This is a genomic window from Sphaerisporangium flaviroseum, from assembly GCF_039537005.1.
Classification (GTDB): Bacteria; Actinomycetota; Actinomycetes; order Streptosporangiales; family Streptosporangiaceae; genus Sphaerisporangium; species Sphaerisporangium flaviroseum.
This window is the reverse complement of the sequence record NZ_BAAAZR010000002.1, coordinates 679,875-701,212: the sequence shown is the minus strand read 5'-3', so window position 1 is coordinate 701,212 and position 21,338 is coordinate 679,875. Positions and strand designations below refer to the sequence as shown.

Annotated in this window: 21 protein-coding genes; 5 read left to right on the top strand and 16 right to left on the bottom strand. The window is 70.4% G+C overall.

The genetic code is table 11. The annotated features are described in order from the left end of the window. Positions 1-577: 577 nt before the first annotated feature. The 5 genes from larC to ABD810_RS09300 all read right to left on the bottom strand — a co-directional run bounded on the left by larC (position 578) and on the right by ABD810_RS09300 (position 4,965). On the bottom strand, positions 578-1,693 hold the full coding sequence (gene larC, locus ABD810_RS09320) for a nickel pincer cofactor biosynthesis protein LarC (RefSeq protein WP_344936818.1): 1,116 nt from the start codon (positions 1,691-1,693) through the stop codon (positions 578-580). Continuing rightward, on the bottom strand, positions 1,690-2,355 hold the full coding sequence (gene larB, locus ABD810_RS09315) for a nickel pincer cofactor biosynthesis protein LarB (RefSeq protein ID WP_344936815.1): 666 nt from the start codon (positions 2,353-2,355) through the stop codon (positions 1,690-1,692). Before larB ends, larC begins: the two co-directional genes overlap by 4 nt. A gap of 61 nt (positions 2,356-2,416) precedes the next feature. Continuing rightward, positions 2,417-3,673 carry a nickel-dependent lactate racemase gene (larA, locus tag ABD810_RS09310; RefSeq protein ID WP_344936813.1) on the bottom strand — a complete coding sequence of 419 codons (1,257 nt, stop codon included), beginning with the start codon at positions 3,671-3,673 and terminating at the stop codon, positions 2,417-2,419. 45 nt (positions 3,674-3,718) lie between these two features. Then, positions 3,719-4,474 carry an SDR family NAD(P)-dependent oxidoreductase gene (locus ABD810_RS09305; RefSeq protein WP_344936810.1) on the bottom strand — a complete coding sequence of 252 codons (756 nt, stop codon included), beginning with the start codon at positions 4,472-4,474 and terminating at the stop codon, positions 3,719-3,721. After that, entirely contained in the window at positions 4,471-4,965 is a 495-nt protein-coding gene (locus tag ABD810_RS09300) for a fumarylacetoacetate hydrolase family protein (RefSeq protein WP_344936808.1), read from the bottom strand. Before ABD810_RS09300 ends, ABD810_RS09305 begins: the two co-directional genes overlap by 4 nt. Positions 4,966-5,129: 164 nt before the next feature. On the opposite strand from ABD810_RS09300, the gene ABD810_RS09295 reads away from it, so the two are divergent. Genes ABD810_RS09295 through larE form a run of 3 tightly spaced genes read left to right on the top strand, consistent with a single transcriptional unit; the run spans position 5,130 to position 7,978 of the window. Continuing rightward, positions 5,130-6,422, top strand: coding sequence for an L-fuconate dehydratase (locus ABD810_RS09295; protein WP_344936806.1), 1,293 nt, complete (start codon positions 5,130-5,132; stop codon positions 6,420-6,422). Position 6,423: 1 nt separating this feature from the next. Then, on the top strand, positions 6,424-7,134 hold the full coding sequence (locus ABD810_RS09290; protein ID WP_344936804.1) for a FadR/GntR family transcriptional regulator: 711 nt from the start codon (positions 6,424-6,426) through the stop codon (positions 7,132-7,134). Next, positions 7,127-7,978, top strand: coding sequence for an ATP-dependent sacrificial sulfur transferase LarE (larE, locus tag ABD810_RS09285; protein ID WP_344936802.1), 852 nt, complete (start codon positions 7,127-7,129; stop codon positions 7,976-7,978). Before ABD810_RS09290 ends, larE begins: the two co-directional genes overlap by 8 nt. A 32-nt stretch (positions 7,979-8,010) precedes the next feature. Here the strand turns inward: larE and ABD810_RS09280 are convergent, their stop codons facing one another. The 11 genes from ABD810_RS09280 to ABD810_RS09230 all read right to left on the bottom strand — a co-directional run bounded on the left by ABD810_RS09280 (position 8,011) and on the right by ABD810_RS09230 (position 19,557). After that, the gene (locus ABD810_RS09280; protein ID WP_344936800.1) at positions 8,011-9,057 is read right to left on the bottom strand and encodes an ABC transporter permease; all 1,047 of its coding nucleotides are present in this window, start codon (positions 9,055-9,057) and stop codon (positions 8,011-8,013) included. Beyond that, a complete protein-coding gene (locus ABD810_RS09275) occupies positions 9,050-10,618 on the bottom strand; it encodes a sugar ABC transporter ATP-binding protein (protein ID WP_344936798.1) in 1,569 nt (522 codons plus the stop codon). Before ABD810_RS09275 ends, ABD810_RS09280 begins: the two co-directional genes overlap by 8 nt. An 11-nt stretch (positions 10,619-10,629) precedes the next feature. After that, the gene (locus tag ABD810_RS09270) at positions 10,630-11,709 is read right to left on the bottom strand and encodes a sugar ABC transporter substrate-binding protein (protein ID WP_344936796.1); all 1,080 of its coding nucleotides are present in this window, start codon (positions 11,707-11,709) and stop codon (positions 10,630-10,632) included. 342 nt (positions 11,710-12,051) lie between these two features. After that, positions 12,052-12,762 carry a FadR/GntR family transcriptional regulator gene (locus ABD810_RS09265; RefSeq protein ID WP_344936794.1) on the bottom strand — a complete coding sequence of 237 codons (711 nt, stop codon included), beginning with the start codon at positions 12,760-12,762 and terminating at the stop codon, positions 12,052-12,054. Positions 12,763-12,972: 210 nt separating this feature from the next. Next, positions 12,973-14,013 (bottom strand): alpha/beta hydrolase, encoded by a 1,041-nt coding sequence (locus ABD810_RS09260; protein WP_344936792.1) that lies wholly within the window; start codon positions 14,011-14,013, stop codon positions 12,973-12,975. 183 nt (positions 14,014-14,196) lie between these two features. Then, positions 14,197-15,807 carry a solute symporter family protein gene (locus ABD810_RS09255; RefSeq protein ID WP_344936789.1) on the bottom strand — a complete coding sequence of 537 codons (1,611 nt, stop codon included), beginning with the start codon at positions 15,805-15,807 and terminating at the stop codon, positions 14,197-14,199. Further along, the gene (locus ABD810_RS09250) at positions 15,800-16,132 is read right to left on the bottom strand and encodes a DUF485 domain-containing protein (protein ID WP_344936786.1); all 333 of its coding nucleotides are present in this window, start codon (positions 16,130-16,132) and stop codon (positions 15,800-15,802) included. The genes ABD810_RS09255 and ABD810_RS09250 overlap by 8 nt, the downstream gene beginning before the upstream one ends. A 201-nt stretch (positions 16,133-16,333) precedes the next feature. After that, positions 16,334-18,064, bottom strand: a complete 1,731-nt coding sequence (locus ABD810_RS09245; protein ID WP_344936783.1) for a sodium/solute symporter — start codon at positions 18,062-18,064, stop codon at positions 16,334-16,336. Continuing rightward, positions 18,061-18,207, bottom strand: a complete 147-nt coding sequence (locus ABD810_RS09240) for a hypothetical protein (protein WP_344936781.1) — start codon at positions 18,205-18,207, stop codon at positions 18,061-18,063. Before ABD810_RS09240 ends, ABD810_RS09245 begins: the two co-directional genes overlap by 4 nt. Continuing rightward, on the bottom strand, positions 18,204-18,587 hold the full coding sequence (locus ABD810_RS09235; RefSeq protein WP_344936778.1) for a hypothetical protein: 384 nt from the start codon (positions 18,585-18,587) through the stop codon (positions 18,204-18,206). The genes ABD810_RS09240 and ABD810_RS09235 overlap by 4 nt, the downstream gene beginning before the upstream one ends. 196 nt (positions 18,588-18,783) lie before the next feature. Next, entirely contained in the window at positions 18,784-19,557 is a 774-nt protein-coding gene (locus tag ABD810_RS09230; RefSeq protein WP_344936776.1) for a LytR/AlgR family response regulator transcription factor, read from the bottom strand. A 230-nt stretch (positions 19,558-19,787) separates the two neighbouring features. Between ABD810_RS09230 and ABD810_RS09225 the strand changes: the two genes are divergently transcribed. Continuing rightward, positions 19,788-20,279: a SigE family RNA polymerase sigma factor gene (locus ABD810_RS09225; RefSeq protein WP_344936774.1), complete on the top strand. Its 492-nt coding sequence runs from the start codon at positions 19,788-19,790 to the stop codon at positions 20,277-20,279. Beyond that, on the top strand, positions 20,276-21,319 hold the full coding sequence (locus tag ABD810_RS09220) for an SMP-30/gluconolactonase/LRE family protein (protein WP_344936772.1): 1,044 nt from the start codon (positions 20,276-20,278) through the stop codon (positions 21,317-21,319). Before ABD810_RS09225 ends, ABD810_RS09220 begins: the two co-directional genes overlap by 4 nt. Positions 21,320-21,338: the final 19 nt, after the last annotated feature.

Sequence of the window (21,338 nt, the reverse complement as noted above, 5' to 3'; positions counted from 1 at the left end):
TAGGCCATCTTTCGGGCCATACATCGGATCTCTGGCTCAGCGTCGCGGGCCATGGCCCTACACCAGGGGTTTCGGCGTGGACGGCGGACGAGAAGGGCTTCCTCTGAACGGAAAATGAGAGGGGGGCGAAGCGTCTGATCTGAAAATTTCAGCACAGACATGGGATGTCAAGCACCTCTCACCCCGGAGGGCCCTCAGGATCAAGCTCCGCGACTCCCCCTTGTCTACCCTGATTGAGGCGAATACTGCCGAGTGGGTCTGGACAAATATCGGAGCAGGCCGTAGAAAGACATCCCATGTCGATGTCAGCGCTTCGGCACCTCCTCCCGCGGGTCGGTCGCGAGGCCCTGGTCCGATCGCGCGCGTACCGAGGCCCGTCCCCCGGCCGCCGCACATCGTCTTTTCATCCCGCATGCTCCCGTCCGCCCGTCCGACGAGCCCGCCGGTGCCGTCGCGGGACGCCACTCGTCCGGCACGGGCGGACGGGTCCGGCCGGCCCACGGTTCCAGGCACGCCCTCCCTGCCAGGGACTCCAACCAGGCCTGCGGCCGCCGAGATAGATCCTCGTCGATTTCGGTCACAGTGCCTCCAAAGCCTCTCGTGCGAGTTGCCTCAACGGTCTGCCGGTGACCGCGGCCAGCCTCACCAGGTCGTCGTGCTCGGGCTTGACACCCCACGGTCCCCGCTTCATCCGCACGTCCTGGCCGTACAGGCGCACGGTCTCGAAGTGCCGGGGCAGCACGACCTTCTCGACCACGCCTCGCCGCAGCCCCAGGCTGCCCGTCTCGGCGAGGACCAGCTCCTGCAGGCGGCCGGCCACCTCGGGAGAGGTGAGCACGTGCAGGACATGGGCGGGGCGACCCTTCTTCATGACCGCGGGCGTGACCCAGGCGTCGGCGGCGCCCGCGTCCAGGGCCCGCTCGATGACGTGCCCGAGAACCTCGCCGGTCACGTCGTCCAGGTTGGTCGAGAGGACCACCTGCCGGGTGGCCTCGGCCGTGGGCTGCCCGAGCATGGCCACGACCACGTTCGGGCGGTCCGGTATCTCCCGGGTGCCGGCACCGTACCCTGTGGCACGCAGCGTCATCTCCGGCGCCGCGCCGTAGGTCGTGCCGGCGGCACGGAGCAGGGCGGCCCCGGTCGGGGTCACCGCCTCCCCCACCGCCCCGTCCCGTACGATCGCCCCCCCGAGCAGGGCGAGCGTGGCGGGAGCGGGCACAGGCAGCAGACCGTGACGGGTGTGCACGGTGCCCGAGCCGAGCGGCAGCGGCGCGCTGTGAACGTGCGTCACACCAAGGTCGTGAAGCGCCGCCGCACAGCCGACGATGTCGATCAGCGTGTCGTGCCCGCCCAGCTCGTGCAGGTGCACGTCGGCGGGCGGAACGCCGTGCAGCCTGCCTTCTGCCTCGGCGATCGCGGTGAGCGCCGCCTCGGCGACCGGCAGCCCGGTCCGGGCCGCCATCGCCAGCAGCTCCGACGCGGAGCGCTCCGTGGCATCGTCCTCGACGTCGACCCGGACACGGACGGCGACCAGCGGGCCGGTGCGAACCTCCTCGGCGTCCACCCGCCATCCGGTCAGGCCGGTGAGGGCGACAGCGCGCCGGACGGCGTCCAGGGAGGCCCCCGCGTCCAGCAACGCTCCGAGCAGCATGTCCCCGGCCAGACCGCTGAACGGATTCAGGTGGAGGATCACCCCGGCCTCCTCGTGAGGCGGTAGGCCGCGAGTGCGGCGCCGAATCCGGAGTCGATGTTCACCACGGTGATCCCGGCCGCGCAGGAAGTGAGCATCGCCAGCAGGGCCGTCACTCCCTCCAGCGCCGCGCCGTAGCCGGTGGAGGTGGGTACCGCGATCACCGGCGTCTCGACGAGACCACCGACCACGCTGGCCAGCGCCCCCTCCATACCGGCGATCACGATCACGCTGTCTGCCGCGCGCAGGTCAGGGGCGGCGGCCAGCACCCGATGCAGCCCCGCCACCCCCACGTCCCGCACGACCGTCGCGCGCAGGCCGAGAGCGGACGCGACGGCGGCGGCCTCGGCGGCCACCGGACCGTCCGCGGTGCCCGCGGTGACCACTGCCACGGTGTGCCCGGCCGAGCGGGCCTCGCGCCAGACCAGCAGCCGGGCGGCCGGCTCGTACCGGCCGGCGGGGACGGACGCGAGCACCGCCGCGGCCGCCTCGGATTCGACGCGCGTCACCAGGACGGGCCCGGTGTTCCGGTCGAGCAGGGCGGTGACGATTCCGACGATTTCGGTCACCCGCTTACCCGGGCCGTAGACGATCTCCGGCAGCCCTTGGCGGGCCTCCCGGTCGAGGTCGACCCGCGCGTACCCGAGGTCGAGCGACCCGCTCATGCCGGGACGATGCGGCCGGCGGCCGTCAGCGGCGGATGGGTCAGGGGATGGCGAAGCACGGCTACTCCTGAGCGAGGTAGGGGACGGTCATGGGGCCCTCCGGCAGCACGCACACCTGCCCGGGGAGGGCCGCGACGGTGGCGGCGACGTCGTGCGTCCGCTCCAGGTGGGCGGCGGCCAGCTCGGCGTCGCCGAGGCCGGAGGTGTACATGATCACGCGGGCGGCGCGCTGGATGCGAGCCTGGAGCTGCACCTGCCACTGGTCGGGCACGGTGACGGTGCGGCGGGAGATCTCCTCGAACAGCGCCTCCGGTGATGCGGCGGAGGTGAGCACCTCCCGGTAGGAGCCATGGTCGGGGAAGCCGTCCCGGCACTCGGCGGCGCAGACGATGGTTCCCCCGGGCCTTACCACCTGCGCGGCGGCACTCATGCCCTTCACCGACTGATAGAGATTCTGGTCGAGCGGGAAGCCCGCATTGGTGGTCACCACCACGTCGAACGGCCCGGCGACCGGCCGCATCGCCGTCGCCCGGACGGCGGCCGTGGCCGCAGCGTGCATCGGGAGCAGGTCGCCGCCGAACGCCCGCACGATCCTCTGCCGGCGGTTCAGCATGACGTCGAGGGCGAAGGTGACGCCGGTCGCGGCGGCGATGGCCCGGACGTCGTCGTGGACCGGATTGCCCTCGATGACTCCCCAGGTGGCCCGCGGATCACCGATACGGGCCGCGTCATGCAGGGTGAGCACGGTCTCCAGGGCCGCGAGCCCGGGCGCCACGAGCTTCGGACCGCCGGAGAAACCGGCGAAGAAGTGCGGCTCCACGAAACCGGTCGTGATCCGCACGTCCGCGTCGAGCCACTCGCGGTTGAGCCACACCGGGACATCCTTGCCGTACCGGCCCGCCCAGCGCAGCGACGAGGCGTCGCGCGCGTCGTGGTTGACGATCCGCACGGCGTCCACGACCTGGTCTCCGAACATGGCGCGCAGCTCGGCGACAGTGTTGCCGCGATGCGTGCCGGTGGCGACCAGGATCACGATGTCGTCCAGGCCGACCACGCCGTCCAGCTCGTCGAGGATCGCCGGGATCATGAGGTGCCTCGGCTGCGGCCTGGTGCCGTCACAGGCGGAAATGGCGACCGTCTGCCCCGGGCGCACGCGCTCGCGTAGCGGCGGCCCCGCGACGGGGTCGCGCAGGGCACGCCGCAGCTCGGCGGCCTCGTCCGCGACGGCCGGCCGGTCGACCGGCGTGATCACCGTGGTCCGGTCGTCCGGGAGGTCCACGACGAGCCCGTTTGTGCCGTAGGCCAGGTCAACGCGCATGGTCCGGTTCCTCCCACAGCGTCGCGGCCGGCTCGGAGCCGGCCGTCACGGGGTCACGGGTCTCAGGCGCAGCCCGGCCATGCCGCCGTCCACGGGCAGCTCGATCCCGACCGTGGAGCCACTGGCGGGGCCGGCCAGGTAGGCGACGGCGCAGGCGACCTCCTGCGCGGTCACCAGCCGGCCGTGCGGCTGCCGGGCACACAGCGCCGCCCGCTCGGCATCCGGATCGGGGGCCGTGTCCAGCAGCCGCCTCACCCAGGGGGTGTCGACCGTACCGGGGGTGACGCAGTTGACGCGTATGCCCTCCCGGATGTGGTCGGCCGCCATCGCGCGGGTCAGCGCGAGCACCGCGCCCTTGGACGCCGAGTACAGCGCCCGTTGCGGCAGCCCGGCGGTGGCGGCGATCGAGCAGGTGTTGACGACCGCCGCGTGCGGCGACCGGCGCAGGTACGGCAGCGCCGCCCGGGTCACGCGGGCGATGCCGACCACGTTGACGTCGAACACGCGGAGCCATTCGGCGTCGTCATTTCCGGCGACCGTGCCCTGCGCGCCGATGCCCGCGTTGTTCACCAGCACGTCGATCCGGCCGAACCGCTCCGCCACGGCCGTGACCGCCCGCCGTACGGAGTCGTCGTCGGTGACGTCGCACACGAATTCGGTGTCCTTGAGGTCCAGCACCCCGACCTGGGCGCCCCGCGTGGCCAGCTCCTCCGCGACCGCCTTGCCGATGCCCGAGGCGCCCCCGGTGACCACGGCGACCAGGCCGTCGAACTCCCCCCGCACGCCCGCCGGCTCGCTCATGCCTGTCCTATCCGCTGGCACTGGCGGCCGATCGCGTATCCGGCGATCACGTCCGCCGCCTGCTCCGGCGAGGACAGGTAGCGGGCCGTACGGCCCAGGACCACCGCCAGCTCGACCTCGTAGTCGGTCTTCACGCTGCGGCGCGGCACCAGGACCTCGTCGTCGGGGCCGACGAGCGTGTTGGGCGCTTTCATGAAGACGACCGGCTCGGGAGGGCTCGGGGCTCCGGTCTCCTCGGCGTGGTCGGAGTAGTTCAGCCCGATGCAGACGATCTTCCCTGGTCTGGCCACCGGCGCGCCGACCCGCTCGTACGGTCCGGCCTCGGAGAGCAGGCCGTCCGCCAGGGCGGACCGTACCCGCTCGACGCCTCCTCCCTCGAGGAACGCGCCGTCGATGTCCGTCGTCAGTGACGACAGCTCCAGCACCCGTCCGTCGGGACCCATGACGCAGGGCCGCTCCCGGCCCGGTGGACCCACACGCATCAGCTTCATGGTCTGCCTTCTCCGCTGGTTCTCACGAGCATGTGTTGTGGCGAGCCTGTCAGATTCATCGGGTTAATATAAGATCTTTCCAATAATATTCTCGGTCACCTTGACCTCTTGCTCGCAGGACCTTACTGTTCGAAGCATATTCATCGGGTCAATTGGAGTCTCCCATGTCGACGATCACCTCCGTGAACGTGATCGACATCAGGTTCCCGACGTCCGCCACGCTCGACGGCTCGGACGCGATGAACCCCGACGGTGACTACTCGGCGGCGTACGTCGTGCTGGAGACCGACGACCGCGATCTGGCGGGATACGGCCTGACGTTCACGATCGGCCGGGGCACCGACCTGTGCGTGGCCGCGGCCGAGCAGATCGCGAAACGCCTGGTGGGCTGCGATGTGGACGAGGTGGCGGCCGACCTCGGTGGTCTGTACCGCGACATCATGGCCGACAGCCAGATGCGCTGGCTGGGCCCGGAGAAGGGCGTGGTCCACCTGTCCGCCGCGGCGGTGCTGAACGCCGCCTGGGACCTTGCGGCGCGCCGGGCGGGCAAGCCGCTGTGGCGCCTCATCGTGGACATGTCGCCCGAGGAACTGGTCGCCGCCTGCGACTTCCGCTATCTGTCCGACGTGCTCACCCCCGCCGAGGCCGTCGAGATGCTGGCCGCACTCGCTCCCACACGCGAGGAGCGGATAGCCGAACTCACCGAAAACGGGTACCCCGCTTACACCACCTCCCCCGGTTGGCTGGGCTACGACGACGACAAGCTCCGCCGCCTGTGCCGTGAGGCCCTCGCCGACGGCTGGACCCACGTCAAGCTCAAGGTCGGCGCGAGGGTCGAGGACGACATCCGCCGGCTGTCGATCGCCCGTGAGGAGATGGGCGACCGCACGCTCATGATCGACGCCAACCAGGTGTGGGACGTGCCTCAGGCCATCGAGTGGGTGAACCGGCTCGCGCCGTATGAGCCCCTGTGGATCGAGGAGCCGACCAGCCCCGACGACATCCTCGGTCACGCCGCCATCCGCAAGGCGGTCGCGCCCGTCGGAGTGGCCACCGGCGAGCACTGCCACAACCGCGTCATGTTCAAGCAGCTCTTGCAGGCGGGGGCGATCGACTACTGCCAGATCGACTCCTGCCGCCTGGCCTCGGTCAACGAGATCGTCCCGGTCCTGCTGATGGCGGCCAGGTTCGGAGTGCCGGTGTGCCCGCACGGCGGGGGCGTGGGCCTGTGCGAACTGGTCCAGCACATGGCGATCGTCGACTACGTCTGCGTGAGCGGCAGCCTCGAAGGACGCGTCCTCGAATACGTGGACCATCTGCATGAGCACTTCACCGACCCCGTGCGTGTCGAGCGGGGCCGCTACCTGTTGCCGGAGTCACCCGGCTACAGCGCCCGCATGCGCCCCGGTTCCGTGGCCGCCTACCGCTACCCTGATGGGCACCGCTGGGGAGGCTGAGATGGGCGTCATCGAGGGCGCGATCGACACGATCAAACAGATGATCATCGATGGGAAGCTGCGCCCGGGACAGAAACTCCCCGTCGAGAAGGACCTCGCCGAACGGCTCGGCGTCGCCCGCAACACTCTGCGCGAGGCCGTCCGGGCGCTGATCGCCATGCGGGTCCTGCAGACGCGGCAGGGCGACGGCACCTACGTCACCAGCCTCTCCCCCGACCTGCTGCTGGACGGGATGGGCTTCGCCGCCGACATCCACGTGGCCGCAGGGGCCGGGCAGTTCCTGCACGTGCGCAGGATCCTGGAACCGGAGGCGACGGCGATGGCGGCCACGCGCATCCCCGACGCCGACCTCGTGCGGCTGGGCGAGCTGCTCGACGAGGCCGAGCGTCTCGTCGCCGAGAGCGAGATCGACCACGGGAAACTGGTCGCCCTCGACGAGGACTTCCACTCGCTGATCACCTCCCACTGCGGCAACGCCGTGCTCGCCGCGGTGATCCAGAACATGTCCGGCCGCACCGTACGGGCCAGGATCTGGCGCGGCATGACCGACCCCGAGGCGCTCCAGCGCACCCTGCGGGAACACTGGGCCATCCATCGGGCTCTGCTGGCACGGGACCCCGAGCGGGCCCGCCTTCACGCCGCCCTGCATGTCCTCGGCGTGGAAGAGAGCCTCACCGGCTCGCCCACCTTCGGCGGTGCCGTCGATGACTGATCACCCCGCTTCGGCGAAACCGGCCGACGCCGCGGTGGGCGACGGCATGGCGCGCCTGACGGCCCGGCTGCGCCTGGAGAACGCCGTCGTCGTCGCCTACTCCGGCGGCGCCGACTCCGCGCTGCTGGCCTTCGCCGCCGCCCGGGTGCTCGGCGCGCGGGCGCTCGCCGTGACCGCGGTCTCCCCCAGCCTGGCCGCCTCCGAACGGGCCGCGGCCCGCGCGTTCGCGCGACAGCACGGCCTGGCCCACATCGAAGTGTGCACGGACGAAGCCGACCGGCCCGAGTACACCGCCAACGGCGCCGACCGCTGCTACCACTGCAAGTCGGCACTGTTCGACGCGCTGGCGCCGCTGGCGGCCGCGATGGGCGCCCGCGTCGCGCTCGGCACCAACCTCGACGACCTCGGCGACCACCGGCCCGGACAGCGGGCGGCGGCCGAGCACGGGGCCATCGCGCCGCTGGTGGACGCCGGGTTGACGAAGGCCGGCGTCCGCGCGGCCAGCCGGGAGCTGGGCCTGGCCACCGCCGACAAGCCCGCCGCGCCGTGCCTGGCCTCGCGGGTGAGCTACGGAGACCCGGTCACCCCCGAGGTCCTGCGTAGGGTGGAGGCCGCGGAGGCGGCACTGCGCGATCTGGGCTTCCCGGTGTGCCGGGTGCGCGCCCACGCCGGTGGCACGCTCGCCCGGGTGGAGGTGCCCCGGGCCGAGATCCCCCGCGTCGGTGAGCTGCGCGAGCGGGTCGACGCCGCCGTCCGCGGCGCCGGCTTCACATTCTGTTCGCTGGATCTGTCCGGGTTCGCGTCCGGCCGCCTCAACGCGCTGCTGCCGCTGCTGCCGTCGTAGGCCCCGCCGGGACGACCGGCTCCCGTCACCGGTCATTCCTGGACCTTTCCGCCGGTGAGGCGGGAGATGGCGAGGGCCGTGAGGATGATCGCCCCGTTGAGCGCCTCGATCCACTGCGCCGGAACGCCCGCGAGGGTGAGGACGTTCTGGATCATGTAGAGCAGCAGGATGCCGGTGAAGGCGCCGAACACCGTGCCCTTGCCGCCGTTGAGGCTGACGCCGCCGATGACGGCGGCGGCGAACACCGTGAAGATCGCTCCGTTGCCCTGGCCGGCGGCGACGGACGCCAGCCGGCCCGACAGCAGGAGGCCGCCGATCGCGGCCAGAACGCTGGCGGCGATCAGCGTGATCCACAGGACCCGGCCGGTGCGGATGCCGGCGGCCTTGGCGGCGTCGATGTTCCCGCCGATGGCGTACAGCGAACGGCCGAACCGGGTGTACCCCAGGAGCACGATGCCCACCGCGAAAAGCAGCAGGCAGATCCAGATCGACGCGGGCACGCCGAGCCACATGGCCGAGCCGAAGTAGGTCATGGACGGCGGCAGGTTGAAGAACGTCTGCCCGCCGGAGATGCCGGTGAGGAGCCCTCGCAGCACGATGAGCATGCCGAGGGTGACGATGAAGCCGTTGAGCCCGAAACGGACGATGAACAGCGCGTTCACCACCCCGGCCAGCACCCCGACGGCGAGGGTCACCGGGATGGCCCACATCCCTGGCAGCAGCCCGAGCCCGTGCCCGGCCCCCGCCGCGACCGTCATCCAGGCGGCCACTCCGGGCGCCAGCCCGAAGGTCGACTCGAGCGAAAGGTCCATCCTTCCGCCGACCAGCACCAGCGTCTGCGCCAGCACGAGCAACGAGATCTCCGACATGGTCTGCAGGATGTTGATCACGTTGTCGCCCTGCAGGAAGATCGGGTTGACGATCTGACCGACGATCGCGATCACGACGACCGCGGGGACCAGCGCCAGGTCCCGCAGCCGTGCCAGGCGGAGCCCGGCGCGACGCCTTGGCGCCCCCTCCGGGGGCGGAGAGCCCGGCGGGCGTCCGGCCGTCGTGTGAGCGGCGGTGGTCTCAGGCATCGAGGTCGACTCCTTCCATGGCGGCCACCATCTCGTGGTCGTGCCAGCCGGCGGCCAGTTCCGCGACGACGCGGCCGTGGAACATCACGAGCACCCGGTCGCACAGCCGCAGATCGTCCAGTTCGTCGGAGGCGATCACGACGCCGGTCCCGTTTCCGGCGATCTCCTCGACCTTGCCGAGCAGGAATTCCTTCGACCGGACGTCGACCCCGGCGGTCGGCGTGATCAGCACGAGCAGGCGTGGGTCGTTGGCCAGGGCACGCGCCATGACGACCTTCTGCTGGTTGCCGCCGGACAGACCCGAGACGGGCAGTTCGGGGCCGGGCGTCTTGATCGCGAGGTGCTCGATCATCTCGCCGGCCAGCTCATCCTTGCGCCGGCCGCTGACGAAGCCCGCCGAGCCGAGCCGTTCGGGAACGGTCATGGTGGCGTTGTCGGCGATCGACATCAGCGGCACCAGGCCCTGGTGGTGGCGGTCTCGCGGCACGAAGCCCACGCCGGCGGCCAGCGAGGCCGGTACGCTGCCGGGGCGCGGACGGCCGTCGGCGACCTGCACGGTTCCCGCCCGTGGAGCCCGCAGGCCCACGATGGTCTCGGCGAGTTCCGTCTTCCCGCTGCCTTCGAGGCCGGCCAGTCCGACGATCTCCCCCGAGCGGACCCGCACGTCCACCTCGTGGTAGGCGTGGCCCTCTGTCAGGCCTTGGACGTCGAGGACGACCGGGGCTTCCGGCCGGACCGGCGGGCGGGGGACATGCCCGCGGAGCCCCGCGGCCTCGCCGGTCATCGCGGCCACCAGCTCCGCCTGCGGCAGTTCCTCCACCGGCGCGGTGAGGATGTGCCGGGCGTCCCTGAAGACCGTGACCGTGTCGCAGATCTCGTAGACCTCCTGCAGATGGTGGCTGATGAACAGGAAGGTGACTCCCTGCTCCCGCATCCCGCGCATCCGCTCGAAGAGCCGGGAGATCGCCGCGCCGTCGAGCTGGGCGGTGGGCTCGTCCAAGACGATGAACCTCGCGCCGAACGACAGCGCCCGCGCGATCTCCACGAACTGCCGCTGCTCCACCCCGAGCTCACCGGCCGGCCGCCGGACGTCGACGTCCACCGACCACGTCTCCAGCAGCTCGGCCGCCTTCCTCCACAGGCCCTTCCAGCCGACCAGCCCGAGCCTGTTGCGCTCGTGCCGGTTCAGGTACAGGTTCTCCGCCACGGTCAGCTCGGGGATGATCGTGGACCTCTGGTACACGCAGGCGACCCGCTCGCGCCACGCGTCGCGGTCGGACAGCCGGGGAGCGGGCTCTCCGGAGAAGCGGATCTCGCCGCCGTCCGGGGCCTGCAGCCCGGTGAGGACTGATACCAGGGTCGACTTGCCCGCGCCGTTGCGGCCCACGAGGGCATGGGCCTCCCCTGGATTGATGGTGATGTGCGCGTGGTCCAGCGCCACCGTCTCGCCGTACCTCTTGGTTATGCGCTCCGCCTCCGCGACGGCGGGGCGCCCCATGCGGACCGCCCCGCCCTCGCGGGCGGGTGAAGGGCTCGCGGGCCCTCCCGCGAACTCGCCCATGACAATGCCTCTCAGCTCAGGTTGTTGCCCCAGAGCGACTTGTCGTCGTTCTTCAAGCTGGAGATGCCTCCGTACGTGCCGCCGTCCTTGGTGACCAGGGGCGCGGACAGCTGGTCCTCCAGGAGTCCCGGACGGACCTGGATGATCGTGCTGTCGTGATCGGTCTTACCGGGCTGGAAGGTCTTGCCTTCGGTCGCGGCCTTGGCGTACGACAGCGCGTATTTGGCGTAGAGGTCCGCGGGCTGGGAGACGGTGGCGTCGATGTTCCCGGCGGCGATCTCCTTGAGCTCCTGCGGGATGCCGTCGTTGGACACCACGAAGACGTGCTTGGGGTCGTCCGGCGGGACGAGAAGGTCGCGCTGCTTGAGCACCTGGAGCGTGCCGGCGAGGGCGAAGCTGGACTGCATGTACACGCCCTTGATGTCCGGGTTCGCGGTGAGGTCCGTCGACAGCTTCTGCGCGGCCACCGCCCCGTCCCACTTGGTGGCCTCGCCGAAGACCTTGATGCCGGGGTAGTTCTGCTTCATGCATTCGTTGAAGGCTTCGGTGCGGTCCCGGCCGTTGATGGACGCCAGGTCGCCCTGCAACATGACCACCTTGCCCTTGCCCTGGAGCTTCTCGCCGAGGAAGCGGCAGGCTTTCTCCCCGTACGCCCGGTTGTCGGCGCGCACGACCATGAAGGCGTTGCCGGTGTCCGGCCGCGTGTCCACCAGGACGGCGGGGATCTTCTTGGTCTCGAGCTGCTGGAGCGTGGGGGCGACGGCGGCGGTGTCCTGCGGCGCCATCACCACGCTGCGCACGCCCTGCCCCATCAGGGTCTGCACGTTGGCGGTCAGCCTGGCGATGTCGTTCTGGGAATTGGTGGTCTTGAGCTCCATCCCCAGCTCGCCGGCGGTCTTCGGCACATAGCTGATGTAGGAGTTCCAGAAGTCGGTGTCCGAGCGCGGGTAGTCCACACCGATGACCGGCTTCGCCGGCGCGCCCCCGCTTCCGCCCCCGCCGTCGCCGCCACCGCCGTTCCCACCGCAGGCCACGGCCAGACACCCCGAGATGGCCAAGGCCGCGACGAGCGCGAACCGTCTGCGTTCCATCTTCTCTCCTTCTGAAGCACCACGGCTGCGTTGCCGTCGCTGACCGCACCGCGATCAGACGGGCCCACGCTCCTGGCACGTGGAACTCCGGAGGATCGCCTTCAGCCCGCTTATAACCAACAGAACATGGGATGTCTTTCTATGACCAAACCCCAGCCGGTGTCCAGACCTCTGCGACATAATCGCTCTAATCTGGAATGTGCCGCGACTTCCGGCTCCAGATCCGAACGAGGAGGCCCTCGCAGAACAGGGCTCGATACAGAGACATACTATGTCTCGCACCAGCAGGCCGATCCGCGGCCGACCTCCATCATGTCGGGGTCGTTGAACGCTCCAGGCGTTTCATACCGGCCGCGCCTCAGTGTCGGTGAAGGACCTGCCGAGGTTCTCCCTCAGCCAGGTCTCTGTGGTGCTCACGTGCACGAGCGCCGCCGCATGGGCGAGGGCGGCGTTGCCGTCGGCCAAGGCCTGGTAGATGGCGGTGTGCTCGGCGACGGTGCGGCCGGCCACGTTGTCCTCGACCAGCCCGCGCCAGACCCGGGCACGGAGTGTCCGGCCCGAGATGCCGCTGAGCAGGGCGAACAGCGATCTGTTGCCCGTCGCCTCGAACACGGCACGGTGGAAGGCGTCGTCGTGGTGGTTGAGCGCCTCGACGTCGTCCTGGGCGGCGATCATCGCCTGAAGGTGGCGCTCGACCACCGCGAGCTGGCCGGCGGTGATACGTGTGGCCGCCAGCCCGGTCGTCACGGGCTCGAACAGCCGGCGCACCTCCATGATCTCCAGGAGGTCGTCGCCCCGCATCATCTCGACGGCGAGGCCGACTCCTTCGAGCAGCAGCTCAGGCTTGAGACTCGTGACGAACGTGCCGTCGCCCCTGCGCACCTCCAGCACGCGGGTGGTGACCAGGGAGCGCACGGCCTCCCTGAGCAGATTCCGGGACAAGCCCAGTTCCACGGCCAACTCCTGTTCAGGAGGCAACCGGGAACCCGGCGACAGCACTCCTTCCATGATGAGCCGCCTGATGTGCTCGATCGCCTGCTCGGTCAACGACATGGAAGAATTTTCGTCCCTTGGGACGGCAGACGACGACCCGCCCCCGCTGCCCGTCGGCGCGGTCTCAACGCCGCAGCCGATGGCCTCCCGCAACCTGACCACTCACCTGTTGCCCGCCGTCACCGCCATCACGCGGCTCAGGCGCCGCGCCATCCCCCAGCCCCACCCCGCCGCCTCTTCCCGGTAACCCTCCATGGGCCTCGCCTTCGGTCAGGTGCGCCCGGCTCCGATGGCCTCGGTCAGCATTGGGTATGCCCGGTGGAGCTCGGTCTGCCAGTACGAGAAGGTGTGGCGTCCCCGGTAGAAGTGGGTTGTGACGGGGACGCCGAGCTCCTGCAGCCGGTTGGCGAAGGCCTTGGCGGACTTGTAGGCCAACTCCTCCGGCCCGTCGCCGAACCACTCGCCGGGCTTCTTGCGGCCGTCCCCCGAGGCGACGTAGAGGCGGACGCCCCGCAGCTTTCCGGCAAGGTCGTACGGATTGTGCTGCTGCCAGATCTCGCGCTGGTCCGCCGGGTCGCCCCAGATGCGTTTCCAGTCGGTGCCGAAGCAGCCGGCGGTGGTGCCGAGGAAGACGGCCTGCGGGACGCCCGGGGCGAGGATGTGCACGGCGCCGCTGAACGAGGCGGCGGCTTTGAACATGCCCGGATGCCGGGCCGCGTACAGCATCGCGCCCTGCCCGCCCATGGAGTAGCCGGCGATCGCGCGTTGCGTGCCCGCGCGGTAGTCGCGTTCGAGGATCTCGCGAAGCTCCGTGAGGTGGAAGGTCTCCCATCGCGGTGGCCCGCCGTCGCCGCCGTTCCACCAGTCGGAGTAGCCGCCGCAGCGCCCGCCGTCGGGCATGACGACCAGCGCGCCGGTGTTCGCGGTGAGCCGCTCGACGTCGGTCCTGCGGGTCCACGCTTTGTGGTCGTCCAGGCCGCCGTGGAGCAGCCAGAGCACCGGCCAGGTGCGGGTGGCGTCCTTGGACCAGCCGGGCGGCAGGAGCAACCGGACGCGCACGGTGGCGCCGAGAGCCGGGGACCGGATCGTCAGCTCCATCCGCCGGTCCCCCGCCCGGTCCTCGGCCACGACCCTGGCCCCGGAGCGGGGACCGGCAGGCGGGGAGGCGGACGACGAGGGGCCGGGCGCTGCGGGCGGGTCCGGCCGCGGCCGTCCGGGCAGCGCGCTCAGTGCGGCCACGACCAGCACCGTCAGCCCCGCCACGACGATCACGGCGGCGACCAGCGCCTTGACCGGCGACCCTTGTGCCATGTCCGTCCCCTCGAGGCTTACTAGACACGGCGAATAATAACGCTGGACCCAGAGCCGGACACGGCGAAGCCCGGTCGCGGGGGCCTCTGGAGGGGAGGGAGACCCGCGACCGGGCGTCTGTGGGAGTGTGCCGTACGTCGAAGCCCGGCTCCGGCGCGAGGACTCCCGCGCCGGAGTCAAGTCCTAGTGGTAGACGGCCTTCTCGGCGCCGGCGCCGGTGAGCGACCGCACCTCGATCTCCGCGTACTTCTGCGCGTTGTACTCCTTGCTCAGCCGCGCCCCGATGTACCCGGCGAGGAAGCCGATGGGGATCGAGACCAGGCCCGGGTTCTCCAGCGGGAACCAGTTGAATGCGGCGTCGGGGAACAGCGAGGTCGCGGTGCCCGAGACGACCGGCGAGAAGATCACCAGTACCACGGCCGACACGAGGCCGCCGTAGATCGCCGAGACCGCTCCCGCGGTGTTGAACCGCTTCCAGAACAGGCTGTACAGAATGGCGGGCAGGTTCCCCGAGGCGGCGACCGCGAAGGCCAGCGCCACCAGGAAGGCCACGTTGAGGTTCTGCGCGAAGATGCCGAGCACGATCGAGACCGCGCCGATGGCGAACGCGGCGATCCGCGCGACCCTGATCTCCTGCTGGTCGGTCGCGGTGCCCCTCTTGAAGACGTGCGCGTAGAGGTCGTGGGCGAAGCTGGACGAGGAGGCCAGCGTCAGGCCCGCCACCACCGCCAGGATCGTCGCGAACGCCACGGCGGCGATCACCGCCAGCAGGATCGTGCCTCCGACGTCACCGAAGATGAGCTGACCCACCTTCTCCGCGAGCTGTGGAGCCGCCGTATTACCCGCCTTGTTCTGGTCGGCGATGGCCTTGCTGCCCACCAAGGCGGCGGCGCCGAAGCCGAGCACCAGGGTCAGCAGGTAGAACACGCCGATGATGCCGATGCCCCAGATGACCGACTTGCGGGCGTCCCTGGCCGTCGGCACGGTGTAGAAGCGGATCAGGATGTGCGGCAGGCCCGCCGTGCCGAGGACCAGAGCGAGTCCGAGGCTGATCAGGTCGAGCTTGCCCGCCAGGCCCTTGGCCTCGACGCCGTACTTCAGCCCGGGCTCCAGGAACGCCTGCCCCTTGCCGCTCTGCTGCGCGGCGGTGCCGAGGAGGGTGGAGAGGTTGAATCCGAAGTGGCCGAGCACCAGCACGGTAACCAGGGCGGCGCCCGTCATCAGCAGCACGGCCTTGACGATCTGCACCCAGGTGGTGCCCTTCATCCCGCCGACGACCACGTAGACGATCATCAGCAGGCCGACGACCACGATCGTGCCCGCCTTGCCCGCGGGCGAGGTGATGCCGAAGAGCAGGCCCACCAGGGCGCCCGCGCCGACCATCTGGGCGAGCAGGTAGAAGATGCTGACCGTGATGGTCGAGACGCCGGCGGCCGTACGGACCGGCCTCGGGCTCATCCGGAAGGCCAGCACGTCGGCCATCGTGTACTTGCCGGAGTTGCGCATCAGCTCGGCGACCAGCAGCAGGGCCACCAGCCACGCGACGAGGAACCCGATGGAGTACAGGAAGCCGTCGTACCCGGACAGGGCGATGATGCCCGCGATGCCCAGGAACGACGCGGCCGACATGTAGTCGCCGCCGATGGCCATGCCGTTCTGCACGCCGGTGAACGACCGTCCGCCGGCGTAGAAGTCGGTGGCGTCCTTGGTGTGGCGGCTCGCCCAGAAGGTGATGCCCAGGGTGGCGGCCACGAAGAGGAGGAAAAGCGTGATCGACAGCGCGTGATTACTCATTGGACGTTCCCTCGATCTCACCGCGAAGCTTGCTGGACAGCGGGTCGAGTTTCTTGTCGGCATGCCGGGCGTACGCCCAGGCGATCAGGAACGTCGACACGAACTGCAGAATGCCGAAGATCAGCGCCACGTTGATGTTTCCGAAAACCTTGGTGCCCATGAAGCCCCGCGCCCAGCCGGACAGGACCACGTACAGCAGGTACCACGCCAGGAACGCAACGGTCACAGGGAACGCCCAGTTGCGATAACGACGGCGCAGCTCCTGGAATTCGGAGCCGGCCTGCACCTGTTCGAACGCCGATGACTCGTCTTGTTGAGTGGCCACAAGACCTCCCACGTTGTGATTTGGATCACGCTTACCGTAGGAGGGAAGGAGGCCGCCGCGGGGTTCGCGGGCATGATCATCGCCAAGTCGCCCCGACCCGTCGCTCACGTGGCGGGGTCTTGCGCCGAAAGGCGCATTCTGCACGACGAACGGTCTGATGCCATGACGGTATGGCCGTCGTCCGGCGGGTGGCGGGGCCGCTCAGGTGGAGCGTGGGCGCCAGTCACCCCGGTTGACGTCGAGCGTCTCGGGAGCGTGCAGTCGTACCATCGTACGCGCCACCCCCCGGGGCACCCGGCCGGGAGTGAGCAGCGACACGATGATCATGACGCCGAACGAGATCGGGACCGTCCACGCCGCCGGCTGCGCGAGGAGCGCGCCGGTCCAGCCGGTGTACGGGCCGCCGGTGATCACGGCGATCACGGCGACGCTGGCCAGGCCACCGCCGGCGAGCAGCCCGGCCATCGCCCCTGTGGTGGTCAGCCGCCGCCACCAGATGCCGAGGACGAGCAGCGGGCAGAAGGACGAGGCCGCCACGGCGAAGGCCAGGCCGACCACGTCGGCGACGGCCAGCGACCGGGCCCCGGTGGCCAGCAGGAGCGGCACGATCACGGCCAGAATGGTGGCGATCCGGAACGACCGCACTCCCCCGCGCAGGATGTCCTGCCCGATGACGCCGGCCACCGACACGGCGAGCCCGGAGGAGGTGGACAGGAACGCCGCGAACGCCCCCGCCGTGACCAGGGCGCCGAGCAGGTCCCCCGCCGTCCCGCCGATGATGCGGCCCGGCAGGGTCAGCACCACCGCGTCCGTACGGCCCGTCATGAGCAGCTCGGGCGTGTAGAGGCGGCCCAGGGAGCCGTAGATGGCCGGGAGCAGGTAGAAGGCGCCGAGGAGCGTCAGCACCACGAGGGTCGTGCGACGGGCGGCCTGGCCGTCGGGGTTGGTGTAGAACCGGACCAGGACGTGCGGCAGGCCCATGGTGCCGAGGAACGTGGCCAGGATCAGCGAGTACGTCGCGTAGAGCGGGTGCTCGCGGCCGTGGAGCGGCAGCGCCCATTCGTGGTCGGTCAGCACAGGCAGGGTCTCGACGTGCGGCACCGGCGCGCCTGCGGGGAATCCCACGGTCGCGTCGTGCGCGATCGCGTGCCTGCCGGGCTGGAGCGTGAGCCGCTGCCCGTGGAAGGCCCGGCCGTCCACGCGGCCCGTCACCGTGACCTCGACGGGCCGGTCGACCCGCACGGTCACGTCCGTGCTCACCGACACGGTCACCGGGTCGGCGAAGACGGGGGGCGCGTCCCGCCCGAGCTCCGGCCGGCCCTGTCCGTGCCAGGCGAACAGCAGGAACACCACCGGCAGCGCCAGCGCGGTCAGCTTCAGCCAGTACTGGAACGCCTGGACGAAGGTGATCGAACGCATTCCCCCCGACAGCACGTTGACCGCGACGACGACGGCCACCAGCAGGCCGCCGACCCACGACGGGGTCCCGGTGATCGTGCGGAACACCAGGCCGGCGCTCTGGAACTGGGGCATGAGGTAGAGCCAGCCGATCAGCACGACCAGCACGCTGGCCAGGCGGCGTACGGCCATCGACTCCAGCCGGGCCTCGGCGAAGTCCGGAAGGGTGTAGGCCCCCGACCGGCGCAGCGGGGCCGAGACCAGCACCAGCAGCACCAGGTACCCGCCGGTCCAGCCGACCGGCAGCCACAGCATGTCGGCCCCGTAGGCCAGGATCAGCCCCGCGATGCCGAGGAAGGAGGCCGCCGAGAGGTACTCCCCGCCGATCGCGGAGGCGTTCCACAGCGGCGAGACGGTCCGCGAGGCGACGTAGAAGTCGGAGGTGGTCCGGGACAGGCGAAGCCCGAACGCCCCGATGAGGATCGCCGCCACCACCACGACCAGCACCGCCGTCAACCCCAGCGCGGCGCTCATGACACCCACTCCCCCAGGGCGGGGGTCGCCGGGGCGGGGGTCGCCGGGGCGGGCGTCACCGTCGCGGGCGTCGCCGTCGCGGGCGTCACCAGCGCTCCCGGCAGGCGTCCCACCGGCGCCCGCTGTCCCCGCGCAGGGCTCACTGGCGCTCGACCAGGTCGGCGAAGTGGCGTTCGTTGCGTTCCGCCTGGCGCACGTACAGCCAGGCACCGGCCACGAACGCCGGGTAGATCAGCCCGGCGAGCACCACCCAGGGCAGCGGCAGGCCGAGGAGGCGTACCTCGCGCAGGCTCGGGGCCAGCAGGAACAGCAGCGGCAGGCCGCCGATCACGCAGCCGAGCACCGTGCAGACGAACAGGGCGAGCCGGAACTGGGTGCGGATGAGGGAGCGCATGTAGACCTCGCCGAGGCGGGTCTGCTCGTCGATCTCCATGGTCACCGGATAGCGGGGCCGGCGGGCGGCGGTCGTACGCGGGCTCGTCACCACCTCACGGCGCGGCCGCTCGGGCGTCTTCGGCGTCATCCCGTACGACCCCCCGGCGTCGGCGTCGTTCCGTGCGGCCTGCCGTCGCGGGCCTCGGCACGCACCCTCCCCGTGCAGGACATCATCCCGTACGGCCTGCCGTCGCGGGCCTCGGCACGCACCCTCCCCGTGCAGGACATCATCCCGTACGGCCTGCTGTCGCGGGCCTCGCCACGCACCGTTCCTGGCGGGGGTGTCATTCCGTACGGCTCTTCCTGGCGCGGCGTACCAGCAGGTCGCGTAGCTCGCGGGTGTGGCGGCGACTGACCGGGATCTCGGTGTCGCCGATGCGCACCGTGCAGCGGCCGGAGTCGATGTGCAGCTCGTCGATGTGCTTGACGGCCACCAGATGGCTGCGGTGGACGCGGATGAAGCCGGCGGCGGCCCAGCGCTCCTCCAGGGCGGCCAGCGGGATGCGCACGAGATGGCTCCCTGTGGCGGTGTGCAGCCGGGCGTAGTCGCCCTGGGCCTCCACGTAGCGGACGTCCGAGCTCGCGACGAACCGGGTGACCCCCGCCAGCTCGACCGGGATCGTCTCGCCGTCCGCCGCCGCGCGCCCTGGATCCTCCGCCGATTCGGGAGCGTCCGGGATGCCGGCGCAGACCCTGCGGATCGCCTCGGCGAGGCGTTCGGGCCGTACCGGCTTCAGCAGGTAGTCCTCGGCCTTGATCTCGAAGGCGTCCACCGCGTGCTCTTCGTAGGCGGTGACGAACACGACGCGGGGCGGCCGGGCGAACTGGGCCAGGAGGCGGCCGAGTACGACACCGTCCAGGCCGCGCATGCGGATGTCGAGGAACACCGCCTCCACGGGCCTGCCGTCGGCCATGGCGCGGTCGAGCATCTTCAGCGCCGACGCGCCGTCACGGGCCATGGCCACCTCGCCGATGCGCGGATCGGCACGCAGCAGGTAGGCCAGGTCCTCAAGCGCCGGCTGCTCGTCGTCCACCGCCAGCACGCGAAGGCCGGTCACATCGATTCCCTCCGCCCGTTCGCCCCTCCCGAATCCACTAGAGAGTGATGAATCCGGCAGTGGAAGTCAACGGGTCTGGCGACCGGCGGGGGTAACTATACGGAGACGTCTGAGCCGCGCCCACGTGCGGCGAACGCGGCCGGCCGGCACGGCAACGACTACGGGTTGTGCAGGTCTACGTGAAACGCCAAGTGCGGCGTCGCCGGCAAAGATTCTTGCAACGAAAGCGGGTGCCCATACGTCCCTGGAAGGTGGAGTTCGAGGATTTCGTCCGCGCCAGGGGGCCGGCGCTGCTGCGGTACGGCCTGGTGCTGACCGGCAATGCCGATGACGCCGCCGACCTGGTCCAGGAGGCGTTGCTCAAGTTGAGCTCCTCCTGGCGGCGGGTTCGAAACAAGGACGATCCCGAGGGCTATGTCCGAACGATCATGGCCAGGCAGCACGTGAGTTGGTGGCGCAGGCGGCGGCGGGAACAGCTCACCGATGAGGTCCCTGCGCTGGTCCGGGAGGACGAGCACGATCTCAAGGACGTCTGGCAGCGCTTGCGCGCCTTGCCGCCCAGACAGCGCGCGGTGCTGGTGCTGCGCTACTACGAAGAACTCGCCGACGATGAGATAGCCGCGATTCTCGGCATTTCCCAGGCGACCGTCCGCAGCCAAGCTTCACGCGCGCTCGCCACGCTCCGCGTCAGGGCACAGGCGCTCATCGGGAGGTGGGGATGAAAACCGAAGAAGAGTTGGCCAGGGCTTTGCGAACGATCGCCGAGCGGGCGCAGGAGCGCGACCTGCTGTCCGGCATGGCGACAAAGCGGCGCCACCGGCGGCAGAGCAGGGCGCGTGCGGCGCTCGCGTCGGTCTGCGCTGCCGCGCTGGGGTGGGGCGCGCTGGTCGTGTGGCCTTCGCCGCCCAGACCCATGGTGGGGACGACGAAGCCAGACAAGACGATCGAGCAGATCTGGCCACAGGCCGTGTTCACCCTTCCGGGGAGGTACCGGCCTGTGGCCGCGATCAGCGCTACGCGGGTGCTGGTGACGACAGAGCGGAGGACGATCGAGGTCTATGACGTCACCACGAGACGTGCCAGAGTGGTGGCGACGCTTCCCCCAGGTCCGCAGACGGTGGCCGTCGATGACGACCGGGTCGCCTGGCTGGCCGAGGGATACGTGTGGGTCGCACCCGTGCGCGGCGGCGGGGAGGCCAGACGAGTCGGGCCGGTCAAGGGCGAGGCGGTCGATCGGATCGCGCTCGCGGGCGACCAGGTCGTCTGGTCCGCACCGCTCGACGGGGTGTGGCGGATGAGCATCGAAGAGGGAGTATCCGAGAAAGTGGCCAAGTCCAAGGGGCTGCAGCTTGCCGCCTGGCCTTGGGCGATCGACGAGCCTCTCGATCTCCGAACCAATCCCACCAAGATCGTCAACCTGGAAACAGGCACGATTGTCGCGATCACGCCGGCGCACGGGGTGGAAGGGTTGCGTTGTGGCCCTACTTGGTGCCTCGGGACTCGGAGTGACGAGTCCGTGGTGCAGCGGATCGACGGGAGCCAGGTCCGCGTCCTCAACGGGCTGAGCGTTCTTCCGTCCTCGTATCCATACAAAGATCGGTTCGTCATCGGAGCCATGGCCATCTACGACGCCCACGCCGATGGGCTCGTCCCCTTCCGAACCGCCGATCGGAAGTGGTCGACGGATCAAGGCGTGATCTTCTGGTCGTGGAAGGGCGGGGTGCGTGTGGTGAATCTTGCCGCCGTTCCCCCGGCGCAGTAGGCGTGCCGCCCCAAGCCGA